We start from the raw sequence: 18,567 nt of genomic DNA on the forward strand, positions 1-18,567 counted from the left end.
TGCACCTTCCCCGAGTGCACCGCGGTGGCGTATTACTGCGAGGCGCATCACCGCATCGACGACTGGGCCGACGGCGGTCATTCCGATGCCGATGCGTTCGCGTTCGCGTGCCCGCGGCATCACCGGTTGCACGGCACCGAACCGCACCAGTTCCGCACCTCCGTCGCCCCACCCGAGCACCCGCAAGCGGGGCGGACGCTGTGGCATCACAACGCCGCCGATCCGTTCATGACCGACGGCCGTGTCAACCACGCCCACCACCCCGCCGAACTACTCCACACCTGAACCACCACAACACGGCTCCCAGCCCCGACCGGACACCCCGGCCGGGGCCAGAAGTCGTGGAAAAGATGTGCCGGCATCAGCAGGGCGGCTCGTACTCGACCCCCGGAACAAGGACCTCCCACTCCTCCTCCGTGATCACCGAACCCGCTCGGCCGCAGAGGAAGTCGACGGCCTGATCGATCTTCGTCCGCCACAGATGAACGTGCTTGCTGACCCCTCCGCCGGCCACCACGTCGCCGCCTGCGAGGAAGGCTGGGTCGTTGATGGTGGCCTGCGCCGCGGTGAGGGTCGCGAACGGCACCAGGTTGCCGACATCGGTCGCATCCCAGAGCACCAGCGAATCGGTCGAGATGCCGGCCGCGAGCAGCGCGGCGTCGGGGGAGAAGGCAACGGACGTCACCGCCGACGCCGTTCGCGCGGTGCCCAGCGGACGCGGCTGCCGTGGATCCCGGACGTCCCACAACCGAACCGACCTGTCACCGCTGCCTGCGGCCAACGTCGTCCCGTCTCGACTGAACGCGACGGACGTGGCATCGGCCTCGAACCCACCCAGCGTGGAAATGCGGGTCGGTGACGTCGGACTACCCACGTCCCACAGCTCCACCGCCTCCGACGAGGTCGCGATCGCCAGGAGGGATGCAGTGGGACTGAATGCGAGAACGGTGGGCAGTCCGAGCACCTCGAACGTCGCAGTCTGTCGCGGTGCCTGCACATCGCCGACGGACCACAGAGAAATATCGGAGGCGTTCTGTCCGCTCACCGCCAGCATGTCGGCTTCGCGATTCAACGACAGTGACGCCGTGAGGGTCTGCACCGCTTTCGGTACCGATCCGGCCGGACGGACGGCTGCCGTGTTCGAGGTGTCCCAAAGTTGAAAGCCGCCTGTGTCGGTCCCGACGACGGCGAGTTTTCCATCCGAGGACAGGGCCGAGGCGCCGGTCAGACTGGTTCCGGGTGCCGGAGTGAGAAGTGGCGTTTCGAGGACCGGTCTGTCGATGTCGGACAGATTCCACAACGGGGCACCCGACCCACGCCTCCCGACCCCGCCGAGCAATCTCGTCCCGGCGGCGTCGGACGGATTGGTGAACAGCGTGTCCTCGGCGTCGGTCAAAACGGGTCCGGGCAACGACCACCGTCGGATGGTGCCAGCTTCGTCGCCGGTGACGACAGTGTCTGTGGACGAGTCGAATTGCACTCCCGTCACGACGGCGGGTCCGGGCAAGGTCGCTGGCCCCGCCCCGATGTTGCGGGTGTTCCAGACCCGCGTCGTGAGGTCCGAGCTGCCGCCGGCGATGAACGTGTCGTCGGCGCTGAAGGCGACGCTGTTCACGTAGCTCGTGAAGCCAGCGAGCGGGGAGCGCGCGGTCACCACGCCCGACGGCGCGACGGCCCACTGCCTGATCTCGCGTCCCGTGGTGCCGGCGATCAGGGCATCGCCCGCTGTCGAGAAGTCCAGCGCCAGAATGTTGTTCGTCGAACCATCGGACGGGGTATCGACCACGAGCCGGTCGAGTTCGTCGGTGTTCCAGACTCGCATGCCCTGACCGGATCCGGCGGCCACCAAGTGGCGTCCGTCCGGACTGTACGCAACCATGGTCCTCGAGCTGGACGGTAGTTCCAGGGACAGGAGCGGCACTGGGTCGCCTCCGGCCCCGACGTCGAACCGAAGAACGGCCGATCCTGCCGTGCCGGCGGCGAGTACCCGGCTGTTCGGCTGGAAAGCCAGTGCAGCAACAGAAGTGGTCGACGGTCGGCTCCACAGAACCTTGGGGTCGGAGACGTCGGAGACATCGAGCAACTGCACCCCCGACGCGGTTCCCACGGCCAGCGTCGACCCGGTCGAATCGAACGAGAGCGCATAGACCGGAACGCCGGTGCCCACCGAGACACGGCCGATCGAGTCGAATTCGTCGCCGATCGCGTAGAACTCGACATCTCCGGACCCACGACCCACGGCCACCGTCGACGCGGTGGGTGAGGCGGTGACGACAGAACTTCCGGCGGCGGCGAGCAGTCGCGTGGGGGCTCTGAGTCCGGTGGAATCGAGCAGGGTCGATCGAGCTTCGTACGTCGGGGACTTTCGGTACGCCGCGACAGCCAACTGTGTTGCCACACTTGGGTCGCGCTCGCGGAGCGCAAGGGCCTGCGCGCCGATCTGGCGCGACTCCGCCTGCGCCCTGGCGGTTTCCGCCGCCTGCTGCTGCTCGACGGCGTCCGACCTGGTGGCGATCGCAGTTCCGGCCAGCACCACCGCAGCGACGGTGGCCACGGCCAGTGCCGTGACCAGGCGTCGTCTGGTTCGCGCACGCCGACGCTCCTTCGCGGCCTCCTCGTCGAGGCGAGTACGGCTGTGGGACAGAAACTCTCGCTCCACACTGTTCAGGTGGTCGGCTCGATCGCCGGTGGCGAGAAGCTCGTCGTAGAAGCCGAGGCGGCCGGCGCCGAGGAGAGCACCGACGTCGCGACCCGACTCGATCCAGACACCGGCCGCCTGCGTCAGCACACGATGGTTGACGAACCACACCCGGTCGGCGTCGATCCACTCGCGAAGCCGAGTCCACACGGTCAACAGTGCCTCGTGGGTGACCTGCACGACGTCTTCGTCCACGGTGAGCAGCCGAGCAGCGGCAAACCGTTGCAGCAGAGCGAGATCCGAGCCTTCGGTTGCCAGTTCGCCGAGGGGCATGCGTCGGCGTGTGACGGTGTCACCGTCGACGGTGACCAGCCGGAGGAGTACCCGTCGTACTCGGTTTTGTTCGGCGGGGGACATCGAGCCGAACACTTCCTCGGCGCTCTGCTGCACCGCGCCGCTGATGCCGCCCGTCGCGCGGTAGTCGGCGACCGTCAACGTCGGCGTCGTCGCCCGTTGCCACGTTCCGAGGAGCGCGTGCGAGAGAAGAGGAAGGATGCCCGGCTCGGCCGTGACGGTCGAGCCCGTGGGAATCAGGTCGTCGAGGAGAAGATCGACCAATGCGGAGTCCACCGCCGCGCCTGCTCGTGTTGCGGGACCGGTGATGGCCGCGCGCATGTCGTCGGCGGACATCGGCCCCACCACGAGCGGCCCGGCAGACAAGGCGCGGAGCAGAACCGGCTCGGTCAGTGCGGGCGCATAGAAGTCGGCCCGCAGCCCGATCACCACCACCGCGTCGGCCGACCGTCGCTCGAGATCGGCCAGGTACTCGGAGCGAGCCTGCGTACCGACGTCGGGGGTCCAAAGTTCTTCGGCCTGATCGACGATCAGGACGGGGGTGTGGCCGTCGGGCATCGCGAGAGTCGGGCGAGTGATGACGCAATCGACGTCGAGTGCGGCCATGAGACCGGCTCGCAGCAGCGACGACTTCCCCGATCCGGATGCGCCCGTCACGGCGATGATGCGCGGGCCGGCCTCCACGCGCGCGAGCAGCTCGGCGACCAGTTGGTCGCGGCCGAAGAACCACTCGGCGTCCTCGGGTTCGAAGTTGTCGAGGCCCTTGTACGGCGTCTCGTGGGGCCGCCGGGCCGACAGCTTGCGTACGCGCAGAACCGCGTCCCACCACTGCGCCCGCTCGGCGTCGTCCTCCACCCCGCACGCACTCATCAACGCGAAGAACGCGTCCGAGTTCTGAGGAGTTGGGACGTGCTTGCCGCTGAACCACCCACCGACCGTCGCGAGCGAGCCCCCCGACCGCTCGACGACCTGCCTGATGGTCAGCGATTGCGATTCACGAAGCGCGACGAGTGCCCGCGCGAACTGTTCCCTGGTCGAGATCGAACTCGGTGTGTCCCCCACGCGAGGAGACTATATCGGCAGGTCAGCGCATTGCGCTCTGTTCGGAGTCTGTTCGGAGATGCGCCGCCGGCTGGCCCGAGTCCGACCCGCGCTCGAGGATCGAAGGGTGTCGAATCAAGCGGATGGTCGCGTCCTGAAGTTGACGGTCGTCGATCTCGAAGCGGTTGCCCCCGATCCGTCCTTGCCGCGCCCGACCCTGAGCGCGCGGGAGATCGAGGTGATGCTCGCGTGGTTCCGTTCGGACTCGAAAGCCCGCGCCGCCCACCAGCTCTACATCTCGATCGGCACCATCAACACTCACATCGCACGCATTCGAACCAAGTACACGGCGGTCGGCCGGGCGGCTCCGACCAAGGCCGCCCTGTTCGTGCGCGCCCTTCAGGACGGGCACACGACGCTCGACGACTGGTGAGGTCAGGCCTTCTCGAGCTCGACCTGCGCTGAGCCGCCTTCGGCTTCGATGCGCTTGTTGCGGCGCACGCTCGACCAGAAGGACAGACCGATCAGCACGACGCCGACGAGGCCGGTGATGATCTCGTTGATGTGCACCCCGATCGAGACGAGCAGGATGCCGGCGAGGGCGCCGATGGCCCAGTGCGCGCCGTGCTCGAGGTAGACGTAGTCGTCGAGCGTGCCCTTGCGGACCAGGAACACCGTGAGCGAGCGGACGAACATCGCACCGATGAAGCCCAGGCCCAGGGCGATGATGATCGGGTCGGCGGTGATGGCGAACGCGCCGATGACACCGTCGAAGCTGAAGGACGCGTCGAGCACCTCGAGGTACAGGAAGAGGAAGAACCCGGCCTTGCCGGTGGCCTTCGCCAAGTCCGACGGACCGCTCGAGGACCCTTCGGCTTCGTCGTCCTCGTCGGGAACGTGGAACAGGTTGCCCAGGCCGTTGACGGCGATGTAGGTGACCATGCCCAACACACCGGAGACCATGACGGTGGAGATTTTCTCGTCCTCGGCCAGGAACTCCGCGGTGAGCACCAACAGCACACCGGCGACGACGACGGCGAGCATGTCGAGCTTGCCGGCCTTCATCAGCGGCTTCTCGAGCCAGGAGAGCCACGTGTGCTCGCGCTCTTCGAAGACGAATCCGAGGAAGAGCATCAGCAGGAACATGCCACCGAACGCGGCGATCTGCGGGTGCGCGTCGGTGATCAACGTTTCGTAGGACGGGCTGCCGTCGGGGAAGTACGCGGCGTCGTCGGCCGGCGGGTTCAGCGCCAGATCCAGCGCGGCGACCGGGCCCAGACCCGATGCGGCCCACACGATGACCAGCGGGAACACCAGGCGCATACCGAAGACGGCGATGATGATGCCGATCGTGAGGAAGATCTTCTGCCAGAATTCGCTCATCCGGCGCAGCACGGTGGCGTTGATGACCGCGTTGTCGAAGGACAGCGACACCTCGAGGATGCCGAGGATCACCACCAGGGCAACTGCTTCCCAGCTGCCGTAGAGGAACGCCACGATGATCGAGACGACCGTCACCGCAATCGAGAAACCGAAGATACGCAAAACCACGGCGAAGTTCGCCTTTCCGATCGGACCTACAACCCCGACACAGTCGTCAGGGGAGAGCCCTTGGAAACGGACTCTCCCCTGACGAAAGGCAGAGATGTCTTGGCGAGGAGGTTACTCGCCCTTTGCGCTAGACGTTGACTCCGAAATCCCGGGCGATGCCCGCGAGGCCCGACGCGTAGCCCTGACCGACCGCGCGGAACTTCCACTCGGCGCCGTTGCGGTACAGCTCGCCGAAGACCATGGCGGTCTCGGTCGAGGCGTCCTCGGACAGGTCGTAGCGGGCAAGTTCGGTGCCGTTCGACTTGTCCACGACGCGGATGTACGCGTTGCGGACCTGGCCGAACGACTGCGAACGCGCGTCCGCCTCGTAGATCGACACGGGGAAGTTGATGGTCTCGATGTTCGGCGGGACGGCGCTGAGTTCGACGTTGATGACCTCGTCGTCGCCGTCGCCCTCGCCGGTGGTGTTGTCACCGGTGTGCTCGATGGAGCCGTCGGGAGACTTCAGGTTGTTGAAGAAGACGAAGTGCTGGTCGCTGACAACTTTCTTGTCGCCACCGAGCGCGATGGCGCTGGCGTCGAGGTCGAAGTCCGTTCCGGTGGTGGTGCGGGTATCCCAGCCGAGTCCCACCGAGACGGCGGTGAGGTTCGGTGCTGCTTTGGTGAGGGAGACATTGCCGCCCTTGGTCAGGCTGACGCCCATGGAAAGGTCCTTTCGATTCGGCGTGTGCGTGATCTAGCTCTGTCCGCTTCGGTCATACACGAAACGACCGCCGAGTCCGTGAGGTTCCCGCCGGAAATATCCCCGTCCGTAATATCGGTGCGGTGGTGACAGAACGCTGGCCGGGGCGATTTTCCCGCGGCGCCGAACGCGACGCAGCGGTCCGTCGCGTTCGAGACGATGCGGTCGCCGCGTTCCTCGACATGGACAAGCGACAGTCCATCGCGTCGGCCGGCGTCGATGCCGTCGAGGCCCTGACTCCCGACCGCAGCCTGCGCGCGCTGTGGGCTCCGATCGAGGCGCAATGCTTCGACGCCGGTGCCGACTATCTGTCCGCCACGGAACGCTCGAAGACCGAGATCAGCGAGCAGTCGTTCAACGCGCTCGTGACCGCGGTGCTGGCTCTCGGCGAGGCGAGCCACGCCATCGACACCTTCTACGACGCGCACCGCGCCCAGCTCGAACACGCCTCGCAGGCAATGAGCGCCGTGCCGCGCATCGGGCAGGAGGCGAGGGCGAATGCCGAGGCCGTCCTGGCCACGATCGACGCGTCGCGACCCGAGCACGCGTACCGGTCCGTGACCGCCGCCCGGGATCGACTGCAGGGCGAGCTGCTTCTGCTGCAGAACGCGAGCAGTGCACAGGCGACCAAGGACATCGCCGCCCGTGTCCGCGAGGAAACGGCCGCGCTGCGAACTGCACTGGAACAGGCGCCGGCAAGAGCCTCGGCGGCCGATCACGCCCTCGCCTCGGTCCGCACACGGCTTCAGGCAGTCGAGACCAAGGCCGACGGCATCGGACCTGCGTTCTCTGCCCTGCTGCGTGAGTTCGTCGCCGCCAGCAGCAACGATCTCGCGCACGCTCGTGACGTCACCGAGAAGCACATGCGCGAAGCGCAGGCGGACATCGAGGAAGCCCGCGCGGCCCAGCGCGCCGGCGATCCCGAACGCACGCTGGACCTGGTCACGAGGGCGCGCGAGCACCTCAGCGATGCCGAGGCGCAGATCAATGCAGTGGTCGGTCGCCTCGCCCGTCTTCGCAGTGCACGTGACGACCCGTCGAGCGCGGATCGAGCCGTGCGCTTCGCCCTGCGCGACGCTCAACTGCTGGCGGTCGATCGCGGCCTGGTTGCCGAATGGGGTTCGGTACTGGATGCTCAGCTCGCGCGCATAGAACGGGCAAACCACGCACTGGACAACGGCCGACCCGACTACTGGTCGTATCTGCAGGAGATCGATTCGATCACCGAATTCATCGCCGGTGTGGTCGATCGCATGCGCGGACGACACGATCACTGACATATCCGCCAAGCCGGCCGGCCTCCGGCCTCCACTCTCGGAAAGGCGCCTCTTGCAATACTTTCGGCACCTGGAGCCGAGTGTTCACCGAACGCTCTTTCACCGTTCACCCGAGACCGTGGACGTCGGCGGCGACCTCCGGACATTGGCCGTCGGACTGGGCGCGACGCTGTACGTCCCTGCCGTTCGAGAGGGCCTCGTCGAGACCGTGCGCAAGCGCGCACACAGCGGAGTCGAGTCCATGGTCATCGACCTCGAGGACGCGGTGGCCGACGACGACCTCGATGCCGCGCGCACTCGCGTGATCGCGGCGCTCGACGAGCTCGCCCGACACGGCGACGTCGACATCCTGCTGTTCGTCCGCATCCGAACGGCGCTCGACATGCGGATCGTGTGCGACGGAATCACCGACGGGATCGACGTGCTCGCCGGCTTCGTCGTCCCCAAGTTCCGCTCCGACAACGGCGACGACATCCTCACCGAGATCGACGATTTTTCGGATCGGCTCGGCAAACGACTGCTGGTGATGCCCGTTCTCGAATCGGCCGAGATCCTGTTCCGCGAGAGCCGCGATGCCGAACTGTCCGCGATCCACCGCATCCTCGACCGGCACCGCACCAGCGTGCTCGCCGTGCGGATCGGCGCCACCGACATGTGCGGCGCCTTCGGCATCCGCCGCGACCGCGACCTGACGATCTACGACGTCCGGGTCGTCGCCGACACCATCGGTGCCATCGTCAACTACCTCGGTCGAACCGACGGAACGGGCTTCGTCATCACCGGACCCGTCTGGGAGTACTTCGCCGACCACGAGCGCATGTTCCGCCCGATGCTGCGCGCCACACCCTTCGAGAACAACGACGCCGTGACGTTCCGTCAGAAGCTCGTCAGCCGAGACCTCGACGGACTGCTCCGCGAGGTCGCTCTGGACCGCGCCAACGGCCTGCAGGGAAAGACCGTCATCCACCCGTCGCACGTCCCGCCGGTTCACGCACTGTCGGTGGTCACCCACGAGGAGTATCACGATGCCCTGTCCATCACCGAATCCGGCAGTGGTGGAGGCGTTCTCGCGTCGGGATACGGGAACAAGATGAACGAGTTGAAACCGCACCGGTCGTGGGCCGAGCAGACGCTCGTCCGTGCCTCGGTCTTCGGGGTCACCAACGAGGGCACGACGTTCGTGGACGTGATGCAAGCTCTGGCGAACGGGTCGCGTCGATGAGCCGTACTATCGACCGCCGGTTGCCCTGGGCCACAGCAGAGTTGGGCCTGGTCGTCGAGCACCGATCGTCGTCGGTCGGCATGCGCGTCGGCGACCTCGTGCAGCCGGGGCTTCGCAAGAACCCGCGCCGTGCGCACCTGCTCGTGTCGACGGTGCTCGGCAAGCACATCCCGGTCGCGCCGTCCGCCGTGATCGACGCCGGCTCGCTGCTCGGTTCGCTGTGCGCCCCACTGGTGGGCGACGATTCCTCCGACGCGGTGGTCCTCGGATTCGCCGAGACTGCAACAGGACTCGGACATTGTGTCGCGACGCGCCTGAACGCTCGCAGCTACGTGCACTCCACGCGCCGTGTCATCGACGAGATACCGGTGTTCGGCGAATTCGAGGAAGGCCACTCGCACGCGACGGATCACCGCCTGCTGCCCACGTCGGTGGAGGTGTTCCCGCCCGACGTGCCCCTCGTTCTGGTGGACGACGAGTTCTCGACGGGAACGACGGCGCTGCAGGCGGTTCGAGTGATGCACGCTCGATCTCCACGCTCGCAGTACGTGATTGCCTCGCTCGTCGACATGCGAGGACCGGAGCACATGGCTCAGCAGCAGCGCGTCGCCGACGAACTGGGTGTGACCATCGATTCCGTCGCTCTCGCCCGCGGCACCGTTCACCTGCCCGAGCAGCTCACCGACACTGTTGCGGCCCTGACCGACACCGCACCGCCGACGCCGACGCGCACCGGCCGCGTCACTCGCGTCGAACTTCCCTGGCCCGCCGACGTTCCCGACGGCGGCCGACACGGATTCCTCCGAGACGACACCGCGCCGTTCGGCGCCGCAGCGCGTGCAGCGGCAGGCGCTCTCGATTCAAGTCTCGATCCGGACCGGCCCGTGATCGTCGTGGGTCACGAAGAGCTGATGTACCTCCCGTTGCGCATCGCGAAAGTCCTGCAGGACAACGGCAGGCCCACCTGGTTCCAGACGACGACGCGATCGCCCGCGTACGTTCTGGACGAGCCGGGTTATCCGCTCCGCCGCGGATTCCGTTTCGCCGCTTCGGAACCGGACGAGGCGGCGCCGCGGTTCCTCTACAACGCCCGAGCGGCCGGTGTCGACGCCCAGATCGTGCTGATTCTCGACGGCCCGGCCGACACCGACGTGGTCTGCCAATCCGGCGGCGTCGCATCCGTTCTCGCGGAGGCAGGTGAGGACGTCGTGGTGGCCGTCGTTCCGGGAGCCGCTCCCGCTGCGCTGGTCCGGTCGCGAGAGAGCCGATGACCGAGCCGCTGCACGGTCCGGAGTTCGGCTCCTACTCTGCATCCGATGTCACTTGGCTGCTGAAGGATCTCTCCTCGGTGGACCTGGAGGCGGCAACCGAGTTGCGCGAGAAGCGAATTCAGTCCGGCGAAGCGCACTACGCGGAATCTCTGCCGATCGAGTACCAGCCCGACGAGCAGTATCGAGCACTGTTCGACAGCGTGCTCGAGGCGAGTGCGGACAGGTTGGCGACGGCGGTGGGGGTGGTCAGCGACCTGGTGCTCGCCGAGCGGGGACCGTCGGTCGTGCTGTGTTCTCTCGCCCGCGCCGGCACACCCATCGGAATCCTGATGCGGCGGTGGGCACAGCAGGTGCACGGTCTCGACTGGCCGCACTACACGGTCTCCATCGTCCGCGATCGTGGAATCGACACCGCGGCACTCGACTACATTGCGGCGCATCATGATCCGGCCGACGTGGTGTTCGTCGATGGCTGGACGGGGAAGGGCGCGATCGCTCGGGAGCTCCGCGAGGCGCTGGACGGAACGCGGTTTCGCCCGGACCTCGCCGTGCTGGCCGACCCCGGCCAGTGCGTGAGCACCTACGGCACGCGAGACGACTTCCTGATTGCATCGGCCTGTCTGAATTCCACGGTGTCGGGCTTGGTGTCACGCACCGTGCTGAACGCCGACCTGATCGGGCCCGGCGAGTTCCACGGCGCCAAGTTCTACTCGGAGCTTGCCCCCGCCGACGTCTCGAATCGATTGCTGGACACAGTGTGTGATCGGTTCGAGAGCGTCCGTGGTGACGTCGTCGACGGCCTCCGAGCCGTGCAGGATTCGGATCGCACGCCGACCTGGGCGGGGTGGGCGTCGGTGGAGAAGGTGCGGGAGCAGTACGGAATCTCGACGGTCAACTTCGTCAAACCCGGTGTGGGAGAGACGACACGGGTGTTGCTGCGACGTGTACCGTGGCGCGTCCTCGTGCGTGAACCGGACGCACCCGAGCACGAACACATTCGACTTCTGGCGCAGGCCCGCGGCGTTCCGGTGGACGTCGACCCAGCCCTGGCCTACTCGTGCATGGGACTGATCAAGGACGTGCTGTGATCGCTACCGACCTCGACCGAACGATGATCTATTCGGTCGCGGCGATGGATGTTCGCGACGTCGAGTGCGTCGAGTATCTCGACGGCCAACCTCTTTCGTTCATGACCACGAAAGCCGCACGGCTCCTGCGTGCGCTCGCCGCCGAGACCGTGATCGTTCCGACGACCACCCGAACCGTCGAGCAGTTCCGCCGCATCGACCTTCCCGGCGGTCCGTGGCGATACGCCATCACGAGCAACGGCGGAAACATCCTGGTCGACGGGGAACCGGATATCGACTGGCGCAGACGAGTCGACGACGAGGTCACCGCTGCGGGCGCTCCTCTCGCCGAGGTGCTCGGCGAACTGCGCTCGCGGTGCGATTCGTCGTGGGTGCTCAAGGAACGCACGGCCGACGACCTCTTTTGCTACCTGGTGGTCGACCTCGACGCGATGCCGCCCACCTTCGTGCCCGAGTGGTCCACATGGTGCGCCGAACGCGGGTGGGGAGTCTCCCAGCAGGGCCGCAAGGTGTATTCGATGCCCGGCGCGGTCTGTAAGAGCACCGCCGTCGCCGAAGTGAAGCGTCGCCTGGTCGCGGAGGGTGTCATTCGGTCGGATGAACTTGTGATCGCCGCCGGGGACGGAGCGTTGGACGCGGAGATGCTCGTGGCCGCCGACCGGGCGGCGCGACCCCGACACGGTGAGCTCGAAAGCCTTGGCTGGCAACGGGACAATTTGTTCGTCACGCGCTCGTCGGGTGGCGCGGCAGCCGAAGAACTGCTGCGCTGGATGTTCGATACGACAGATTCCGCGTCTCGCGGTATGGCCAAGCCTTAACTACCGGTCGACCGAACGGTTAACATCGAGGAGCTTTCCATGGGGACGGGAGCGCATTCGCTTCCACCCCTGACCTGAGGTTCTGCGTGTCCGACTCTGATTCACCCGTAGGTGCCGATGCACCCGAGCCCGTCGACGACGTCGGCTGGCTCCTCATCGAGACGCTGGGTGCTCGTGACGGGCTGGACCCCACCGTCGTCGCCGTGGGAAATCGGAAGCGCAATTTTGCCGCGCTGGGCAGGCAGACCCCGTCCAGACACGTCTCCACCGCCCTGCGCGACGCGGTCCGCCGGGTGGTGATCACCCGAACGCAGCTGGTGAATCAGGTGGTGTCGAAAGGTGCGGTGCGCACCATGGTGTGCGCCCCCGTCGTCTCCGCGTCGGGAGATGTGTTCGGTGTGCAGGCCTGGATCGGATCGCCGGATTCCGTGCCGCCGCCACAGGAGACCGTCGGCACCTTCGAGTGGAACGCGGTCACCGGAATCACGCAGCAGTCCGCCGCACTCGAGACCGACATCCTCGGAATAGCTCGATCGGTCGATCGACGCTCTCTACCCGAGATCTGGAAGTACTTCACCGAATTCGACTATCACGACGACTACACCGCCTTCGTGCAGGAGGTGCAGACGGCGAGCGCAGAGTCCGGCCAGCAGTTCGGCGCCGAGATCGCTCTGACCGGCGCCGACGGCGTCGCTCGCCGGGTGCACATGACGGTCCGCTCGTCGTTGTACGCCGCGGAACGCAAGATCGTCGGGCTGGTGCACGTGATCGCCGACATCGAGCGTCCGCCGTCGGCGTTCTCCCGCGAATTCGCCCGCGCGGCAGCGGCGGTGGCGTTGGGATCCGAAGAGGGTGTCGGCCACATGATCCTGCGAACGGGGTTGGTGCTCGAGTGGCTGCGTCCACCCCCGGAACCGTTCGAGCGATGGGTGACCGAGGTCCCCGAGATTCACCCGACCAGCGCCCGGCAGTACGAAGCCGTGCGGGAATCGGTGATGAGGGGAACGGCGGCCCCTGCCGATCTGGTGATCTACCTGCGCTTCGCCGGCGACGTCGACTGGCTGCCGGCGCACGTGATCGTGACGGCCGTGGGCCGACCCGACCCCTCTCGGGACTCGCTCGTCTCGCAGGCCATCGTGCAGGTGCGCCCGACGATCGGGATCATGGCCTGGTGACGGACCTGGAGTGGGTCACCCAGATCATCTGCTCGCCCGTCTGGCCCCGGGTGTCGACGTCGACCCGATCCGTTCTCGCAAGCTCGTAACCGAGCCGACGCGGTACCGCGGCACTGCGCACATTCGCTGCGTCGCAATGTATTTCGACCCGACCGATCCCGGGGAGGTCGAGGGCGGCAGCGGTGAGCGCACGCGCGGCCTCGGTGACGTATCCGTGGCCCTCCGCCTTCTCGTCCAACCAGTATCCGAGCTCGAAAGCGTCCGGTTCGATGCGCCGGGGAAGGCCGCACTTTCCGACGATCCGGCCGTCAACCTCCATGACGTAGTCGTAGGTCGTCCCCTGATCCCACGCGATCGCCGACGCCACGATGCGGTCGTGTTGAGCGTCGGCGTCGGCCGTTCCCGGCTCTGCCCACGGCATGAACTCGGCAAGTCGATCCATGTTGCGCTCGATCAGTTCAGCGATAACGCCGGCGTCGTCGAGGGTCTCGCGTCGGAGGAGGACTGCTCCGGCGGTGATGGAGTCGGGCGGGGAAGCCGGAGGCCGGTCGGGATCGAGCGGGGAGGGGTCGGGCCTGCTCGTCACGCTGGACAGTTTTGCATGGGCACTGTTGCACGGTCGCCACGTACCCTGTTGGTGTCATCGACGCCGACCGACAAGGACCCCGACGTGTCTGCTCCCGCAGCCCGGCCGCTGGCCAAGGGCCAGAACGCTCCGCTCGACACCAGCGAGGTCCTGATCGGTCTCACGCTCACCGCCCCAGCCGATCTTTCCGCGCTGCTCGTCACGTCGACCGGCAAGGTGCGGTCGGACGCGGACTTCGTGTTCTTCAATCAGCCGACCGGGCCCGGTGTGCGACTGGTGCCGGCGACGGGCGGCGGACCGGCGCAGCTCGCGGTGTCGCTGAACAACGTGCCGTCGGACATCGAGCAGATTCGCGCGGTGATCACGCTCGACGACGTGAGCAGCAACTTCGGCCGTTCGGCCGCCCCCACCGCCACCGTGCTGGATGCGGCAACCGGAGCGGCGCTCTACTCCTACACGATCGACGGGCTGAGCAGCGAGTCCATCGTCATCGCCCTCGAGATCTACCGCCGTCAGGGCGCGTGGAAGGTGCGCGCCGTCGGTCAGGGTTACGCGGGTGGTTTCGCCGCGCTGGTGACCGACCATGGCGTGTCCGTCGACGATGCGGCCCCGACACCGCCGCCTGCGCCGACACCTGCACCTGCCCCCACACCCGCCCCGACACCGGCGCCTGCACCGACACCGCCTGCACCCACACCGCCTGCACCGTCGGGCCCGCCCGAGGTGAGCTTGACCAAGGCGCGCCCGGTCAGCCTGTCGAAGGGTCAGAAGGTGACGCTGAAGAAAGACGGCGGCGTCGCGCTGACGGTCATCCGCATGGGCCTGGGCTGGGACCCGATCAAGAAGGCGAAGGGCGGGTTCTTCGGCAGCCGCGAAGTCGACATCGACCTCGACGCATCGGCTTTGATGTTCGCCGGCGACAAGGGAGCCGACGTCGTCTACTTCGGGCAGCTGACGTCGAAGGACGGGTCGGTCCGGCACCAGGGCGACAACCTGACCGGCGAGGGCGAGGGCGACGACGAGGTCATTCTCGTCGACCTGACGCGGGTGCCGGCGCACGTGTCGAGCGTGGTCTTCGTGGTCACCTCCTACCGCGGACAGACGTTCGAGCAGGTGTCGAACGCGTTCACCCGCTTGGTCGACAACACCACGAACACCGAGCTCGCACGCTTCACGCTGCAGGGCGGAATGCCGTTCACCGCGCTGGTGATGGCGAAGGTCTACCGAGCCGGCAGCGAGTGGAAGCTTCAGGCGATCGGCGACGGAATTCAGGCGAAGCACGCCGGCGAGGCATTGCCGCAGCTGCGCCCGTACCTGCAGTCGTAGGGCGATGACCCTTCGGTTGACACCCGGGCAGAACGCCGCGCTGACCGACCTGTCGGTGACGGGGACGGTTCGCGCGTCGTCCGTCGACGTGAGCGCCCTGCTGGTCGACGGCGATCGACGGGTACGGTCCGACGAGGACTTCGTGTTCTGGAATCATGCGACCGCCCCCGGAGCCTGCCTGCTCGACAACGGTTCTCTCGCACTGTCTCTCGGTGAAATCGAGGAGACGGTCGACGCCGTGCTTCTGGTCGTCTCCGTCGACGGAACGTCCGCTCTGCCCTCCGAGATCGACCTCGAGCTGATCGGCGCGTCGGGAGAGGCCCTGTACGAATTCGCACCGAGCACAACCGGACTCGACGCTCTGATCGGTCTGGAGCTCTATCGCCGGGACCACGGGTGGAAGGTCCGCGCCGTCGGGCAGGGATTTGCCGGCGGCCTCGCTGATCTCCTGGTAGCGCACGGCATCGATGTCGAAACGTCCGAGGCACAGTCGGATTCCACGTCGCAGGACTCGGCATCCAACTCCGTGCCGCTGGACCGCACACGGGTACTCGAACGCGTGTGGATGATCTTCGAGGACGCGTCCCGCTCGGCGGCCGCCTTCGACGCTGCCGTCGACTACGCGGACGAGCGGCTCGGCGACGAACTGTCCGACCTGGCGGCCGACGCGTCTACCCGATCGTCACCGGCCGCCGATCGCGAGCGCAACGACGCACAGAGCCGACACGACGCCCTGGTGGCAACGGCGCAGACGCGTCATCTCGACGACAGTCGGGTCCTGACCGACGAGATTTCCGCCCTCGATCGCGAGCTACCGGCAAGCGTCGCATCCTGGGGTTCGGTCTCGTGGCAACGACTTTCGGGCACGGACGAGTTCACCGACTGCATACGGGTCGGCGAGGTCACCGTCCCGTCCCGCAGCCCGCTGCGCGTTCCCCTGTGCGCGGCGTGGCCCGCTGCCAACCCGCTCTGGTTCGAGGACGAGACCGGCGGCGTCGCGTCGTCGCCGTCGATCACGGCTGCACTCCTCCGGATCGCGGTTGCGGCGCCGCGGGGCGCCACCGTCATCGACATTCTCGACATCGGCGGGTCGCTGGCGCAGACATCCGCCCGCGTCGCACCGATCGCGCGGTCGCTGACCGACCGGTCCGCCGTGACGGCGCGGCTCGAGGAGCTGGCGCACTCGATCGACCTGTGGCACATGGCCGTTGGCGCCGGCGAGACCCCACCGGCCGTGCCGCCACGCAGCGTCGTGGTGGTCTCCAGTTTCCCCTACGGCTTCGGATCGGCCGAGCTCGGTCGGATCGCCTTCCTGGCCGAGCGCGGTCCGTTCGCCGGGTTGTCGCTCGTGTTGGTCGGCTCGGCCGACGCCGAGGACATCGACCCGCTGGCCGCCGCCCTCCTGCGCAGGTCCATGCACCTTCCGATCGACGGGCGTACTCCCGTGCACGATCCGTGGATCGGCAGCGAATGGTCGTTTGAACCCGACGTCGCACCGGCCGACACCACGACGGTGGAGCGGGTCGTCTCGGAGCTGTCCGGAGCGGGCGAGTCGTGACCACGGATTTCGAATACGGAATGGACGGGCCGAAACTCATCATCGCCGGCATCGACGGATCCGAGTCGGCGTGGAAAGCAGCGGCGTACGCGGGCGGACTGGCTCGCCGACAGCAGTCCAAGCTCGTCCTGGTGTACGTCCAGCAGATCGGGGCGGCGGCGCTCTCCCAGGCGGGCGGACTCGTGTACGAAGCCGGTACGCAGGTCGCCGACGAGTTGCTCACCTACATCAAGGAAAGCGTCGGGCACTACGTGCAGCTCGGCCATCTGCGGTGGGAATTCCGTACGTTGCGTGGCGATCCCGCGAACGGGCTGATCTCCGTGGCCGAGGAGCTCCGCGCCGACGCCATCGTGGTCGGAGCGTCGCAGTCGGCCGGGCACCGCATGTTCGGTTCCGTTGCCGTCCGTCTCGTCAAATCGGGTCGGTGGCCGGTGACAGTCGTTCCGTGACCGCCGTGGTTTCCCGCGTCTCCCGCGCCCGCAGCCAGGGCGGCAACCAGTCCGGGTAGCTGTCCGCGGCGCGATCGAGCGGACCGCCGGACGGGTCGTCGTCACCACTGGCTCGGACCAAGTCCTCCGAGGGGCGGTAGATCTGTCGAATCACCAAGCAGCACAACCCGATCACCGCAAGGTCGCGCACGACGACCGCGGAGGTGAACCATTGCTCGGGCAAGCCCTTGTTCTCCACCCCGAGGTAGTACATCATCCGCGGCACCCACACCAGAGCGTCGATCGTCATCCACGCCAACAGGATTCGGCGATGCGGTAGCGCCAACACGGCCAGCGGGACCAACCACAGCGAGTACTGCGGGCTCCACACCTTGTTCGTGAGCAAGAACCCTGCGACCAGCAGGAAGCACAGCGATATCAGGCGGGGGCGGCGCGGTGCCGTCAGGGCCACGAACGCGACGCCCGCGCACACGGCCACGAAGAGCACGAGAGTGACCACGTTCAGTAGGTCGGGTTTCTCACCCGGCCCCAGCGGACCGTCGAAACCCGCCCAGCCGGTGAACGACCGGACGACGTTGTAGATCGAGTCCGGGTCGGCGCCGCGATCGGAGTTGAGGCGGAAGAACTCGAACCATCCACGCGGAAACAGCAGGGCGATGGGCCCGTTCACCACGAGCCAGGCGGCAGCGGCGGCGGTGGCCGTCCGAACCCAGTCACGTACCCGGCCCGCGCGAATGCACAGCACCAGCAACGGGCCGAGGAACAGCAACGGATACAGCTTCGTGGCTCCGCCCAGCCCCAGCAGCACCCCGGCGAGCACGGGCCTGCGTTTGGCCCACGCTAGAAGGCCGCCCGACGCGAACGCCGTCGCCAATGCGTCGAAGTTGGTGAACGCGTGCACGATCACCAGCGGCGAGCACGCCACCATGGCCGCGTCCCAGACCCGCCTGCCCGCCAGCTTCACACTCGCCCAGACGGTCACCAGCCAGGCCAGCGCCATTCCGAGGGCGACGACGTTGAAGTAGATCGCCACCTCGATGGCCTGCGGCAGCCAGGTTGCTGCAGACCACGCCTTTGCGACCACCATCGACAGATACTGGTACATGCCCGCCACAACGGGATACTCCATGTAGCGGCGCTGCACCGTACCGTCGGCGGCCGTTTCCTCCCACCACTTCTTGTACGGGAACGCACCCTCGTCGAGGCGTTCGGCTCCGTACAGCGGAACGGTGTCGGAGTAGCACATGGCCACGTACTGGCGGCTTCCCGACCAGTCGAGACCCACCGTGCCGTTCGGGCCGGGCGACTGCTGGATGCACGCCGCTTTGCCGAACCACCCGAGCGACAGGAACACCAGCGCAAGCAGAATCGTCACCCGGAGCGGTGTGAAGAACCGCTGGCGCCCGATCAGGGCATGCTTGCCGATCGGTCCACCCACCACCGAGGACAACTCGGCGACCATCGGATCCTC

General features: G+C 67.1%; 16 protein-coding genes. 11 read left to right on the plus strand and 5 right to left on the minus strand.

Translation table 11 applies throughout. The annotated features are described in order from the left end of the window. On the plus strand, positions 1 to 285 hold a 285-nt coding region (locus AC59JP_RS10665), incomplete at its 5' end, for an HNH endonuclease signature motif containing protein (RefSeq protein WP_497325759.1). A 76-nt stretch (positions 286 to 361) separates the two neighbouring features. On the opposite strand, the gene AC59JP_RS10670 is transcribed toward AC59JP_RS10665, so the two are convergent. Further along, complete coding sequence (locus AC59JP_RS10670; protein ID WP_497325760.1) at positions 362 to 4,054, minus strand: nSTAND1 domain-containing NTPase; 3,693 nt, start codon at positions 4,052 to 4,054, stop codon at positions 362 to 364. A 106-nt stretch (positions 4,055 to 4,160) separates the two neighbouring features. On the opposite strand from AC59JP_RS10670, the gene AC59JP_RS10675 reads away from it, so the two are divergent. Further along, positions 4,161 to 4,466, plus strand: a complete 306-nt coding sequence (locus tag AC59JP_RS10675) for a LuxR C-terminal-related transcriptional regulator (RefSeq protein WP_497325761.1) — start codon at positions 4,161 to 4,163, stop codon at positions 4,464 to 4,466. Positions 4,467 to 4,468: 2 nt separating this feature from the next. On the opposite strand, the gene AC59JP_RS10680 is transcribed toward AC59JP_RS10675, so the two are convergent. Both AC59JP_RS10680 and AC59JP_RS10685 read right to left on the minus strand, forming a co-directional pair. Next, on the minus strand, positions 4,469 to 5,584 hold the full coding sequence (locus tag AC59JP_RS10680; protein WP_497325762.1) for a DUF475 domain-containing protein: 1,116 nt from the start codon (positions 5,582 to 5,584) through the stop codon (positions 4,469 to 4,471). 127 nt (positions 5,585 to 5,711) lie between these two features. Continuing rightward, positions 5,712 to 6,287, minus strand: a complete 576-nt coding sequence (locus AC59JP_RS10685) for a TerD family protein (RefSeq protein ID WP_188542868.1) — start codon at positions 6,285 to 6,287, stop codon at positions 5,712 to 5,714. Between the two features lie 122 nt (positions 6,288 to 6,409). Between AC59JP_RS10685 and AC59JP_RS10690 the strand changes: the two genes are divergently transcribed. The 6 genes from AC59JP_RS10690 (at position 6,410) to AC59JP_RS10715 (ending at position 13,177) form a co-directional block, all read left to right on the plus strand. Then, the gene (locus tag AC59JP_RS10690) at positions 6,410 to 7,603 is read left to right on the plus strand and encodes a hypothetical protein (protein WP_497325763.1); all 1,194 of its coding nucleotides are present in this window, start codon (positions 6,410 to 6,412) and stop codon (positions 7,601 to 7,603) included. 52 nt (positions 7,604 to 7,655) lie between these two features. Then, the gene (locus tag AC59JP_RS10695; protein WP_497325764.1) at positions 7,656 to 8,825 is read left to right on the plus strand and encodes an HpcH/HpaI aldolase/citrate lyase family protein; all 1,170 of its coding nucleotides are present in this window, start codon (positions 7,656 to 7,658) and stop codon (positions 8,823 to 8,825) included. Further along, on the plus strand, positions 8,822 to 10,096 hold the full coding sequence (locus AC59JP_RS10700) for a phosphoribosyltransferase family protein (protein ID WP_497325765.1): 1,275 nt from the start codon (positions 8,822 to 8,824) through the stop codon (positions 10,094 to 10,096). Before AC59JP_RS10695 ends, AC59JP_RS10700 begins: the two co-directional genes overlap by 4 nt. After that, positions 10,093 to 11,184, plus strand: coding sequence for a cysteine protease StiP family protein (locus tag AC59JP_RS10705; RefSeq protein ID WP_497325766.1), 1,092 nt, complete (start codon positions 10,093 to 10,095; stop codon positions 11,182 to 11,184). Before AC59JP_RS10700 ends, AC59JP_RS10705 begins: the two co-directional genes overlap by 4 nt. Before the next feature lie 23 nt (positions 11,185 to 11,207). Beyond that, positions 11,208 to 12,002, plus strand: coding sequence for an HAD family hydrolase (locus AC59JP_RS10710; protein WP_497326466.1), 795 nt, complete (start codon positions 11,208 to 11,210; stop codon positions 12,000 to 12,002). Between the two features lie 86 nt (positions 12,003 to 12,088). Then, complete coding sequence (locus tag AC59JP_RS10715; protein WP_497325767.1) at positions 12,089 to 13,177, plus strand: GAF domain-containing protein; 1,089 nt, start codon at positions 12,089 to 12,091, stop codon at positions 13,175 to 13,177. On the opposite strand, the gene AC59JP_RS10720 is transcribed toward AC59JP_RS10715, so the two are convergent. Further along, complete coding sequence (locus AC59JP_RS10720) at positions 13,164 to 13,763, minus strand: GNAT family N-acetyltransferase (RefSeq protein WP_497325768.1); 600 nt, start codon at positions 13,761 to 13,763, stop codon at positions 13,164 to 13,166. The genes AC59JP_RS10715 and AC59JP_RS10720 overlap by 14 nt on opposite strands. Before the next feature lie 84 nt (positions 13,764 to 13,847). Between AC59JP_RS10720 and AC59JP_RS10725 the strand changes: the two genes are divergently transcribed. The 3 genes from AC59JP_RS10725 to AC59JP_RS10735 are packed head-to-tail and all read left to right on the plus strand — an operon-like array spanning position 13,848 to position 17,096. Then, the gene (locus AC59JP_RS10725; protein ID WP_497325769.1) at positions 13,848 to 15,089 is read left to right on the plus strand and encodes a TerD family protein; all 1,242 of its coding nucleotides are present in this window, start codon (positions 13,848 to 13,850) and stop codon (positions 15,087 to 15,089) included. Between the two features lie 4 nt (positions 15,090 to 15,093). Then, the gene (locus AC59JP_RS10730; RefSeq protein ID WP_497325770.1) at positions 15,094 to 16,647 is read left to right on the plus strand and encodes a TerD family protein; all 1,554 of its coding nucleotides are present in this window, start codon (positions 15,094 to 15,096) and stop codon (positions 16,645 to 16,647) included. Further along, positions 16,644 to 17,096 carry a universal stress protein gene (locus AC59JP_RS10735; RefSeq protein WP_497325771.1) on the plus strand — a complete coding sequence of 151 codons (453 nt, stop codon included), beginning with the start codon at positions 16,644 to 16,646 and terminating at the stop codon, positions 17,094 to 17,096. Before AC59JP_RS10730 ends, AC59JP_RS10735 begins: the two co-directional genes overlap by 4 nt. Here AC59JP_RS10735 and AC59JP_RS10740 read toward each other — a convergent pair. Further along, positions 17,059 to 18,558, minus strand: coding sequence for a glycosyltransferase family 87 protein (locus tag AC59JP_RS10740; RefSeq protein ID WP_497326467.1), 1,500 nt, complete (start codon positions 18,556 to 18,558; stop codon positions 17,059 to 17,061). The two genes, AC59JP_RS10735 and AC59JP_RS10740, sit on opposite strands and share 38 nt — an antisense overlap. Positions 18,559 to 18,567: the final 9 nt, after the last annotated feature.

This window comes from Rhodococcus sp. 320_ES (assembly GCF_059691855.1).

Bases quoted from the DNA above. Each gene is read 5' to 3' on its own strand.
- AC59JP_RS10740 (WP_497326467.1), bottom strand. From the start codon at position 18,558: ATGGTCGCCGAGTTGTCCTCGGTGGTGGGTGGACCGATCGGCAAGCAT.
- AC59JP_RS10700 (WP_497325765.1), top strand. From the start codon at position 8,822: ATGAGCCGTACTATCGACCGCCGGTTGCCCTGGGCCACAGCAGAGTTG.
- AC59JP_RS10685 (WP_188542868.1), bottom strand. From the start codon at position 6,287: ATGGGCGTCAGCCTGACCAAGGGCGGCAATGTCTCCCTCACCAAAGCA.
- AC59JP_RS10730 (WP_497325770.1), top strand. From the start codon at position 15,094: ATGACCCTTCGGTTGACACCCGGGCAGAACGCCGCGCTGACCGACCTG.
- AC59JP_RS10705 (WP_497325766.1), top strand. From the start codon at position 10,093: ATGACCGAGCCGCTGCACGGTCCGGAGTTCGGCTCCTACTCTGCATCC.
- AC59JP_RS10710 (WP_497326466.1), top strand. From the start codon at position 11,208: ATGATCTATTCGGTCGCGGCGATGGATGTTCGCGACGTCGAGTGCGTC.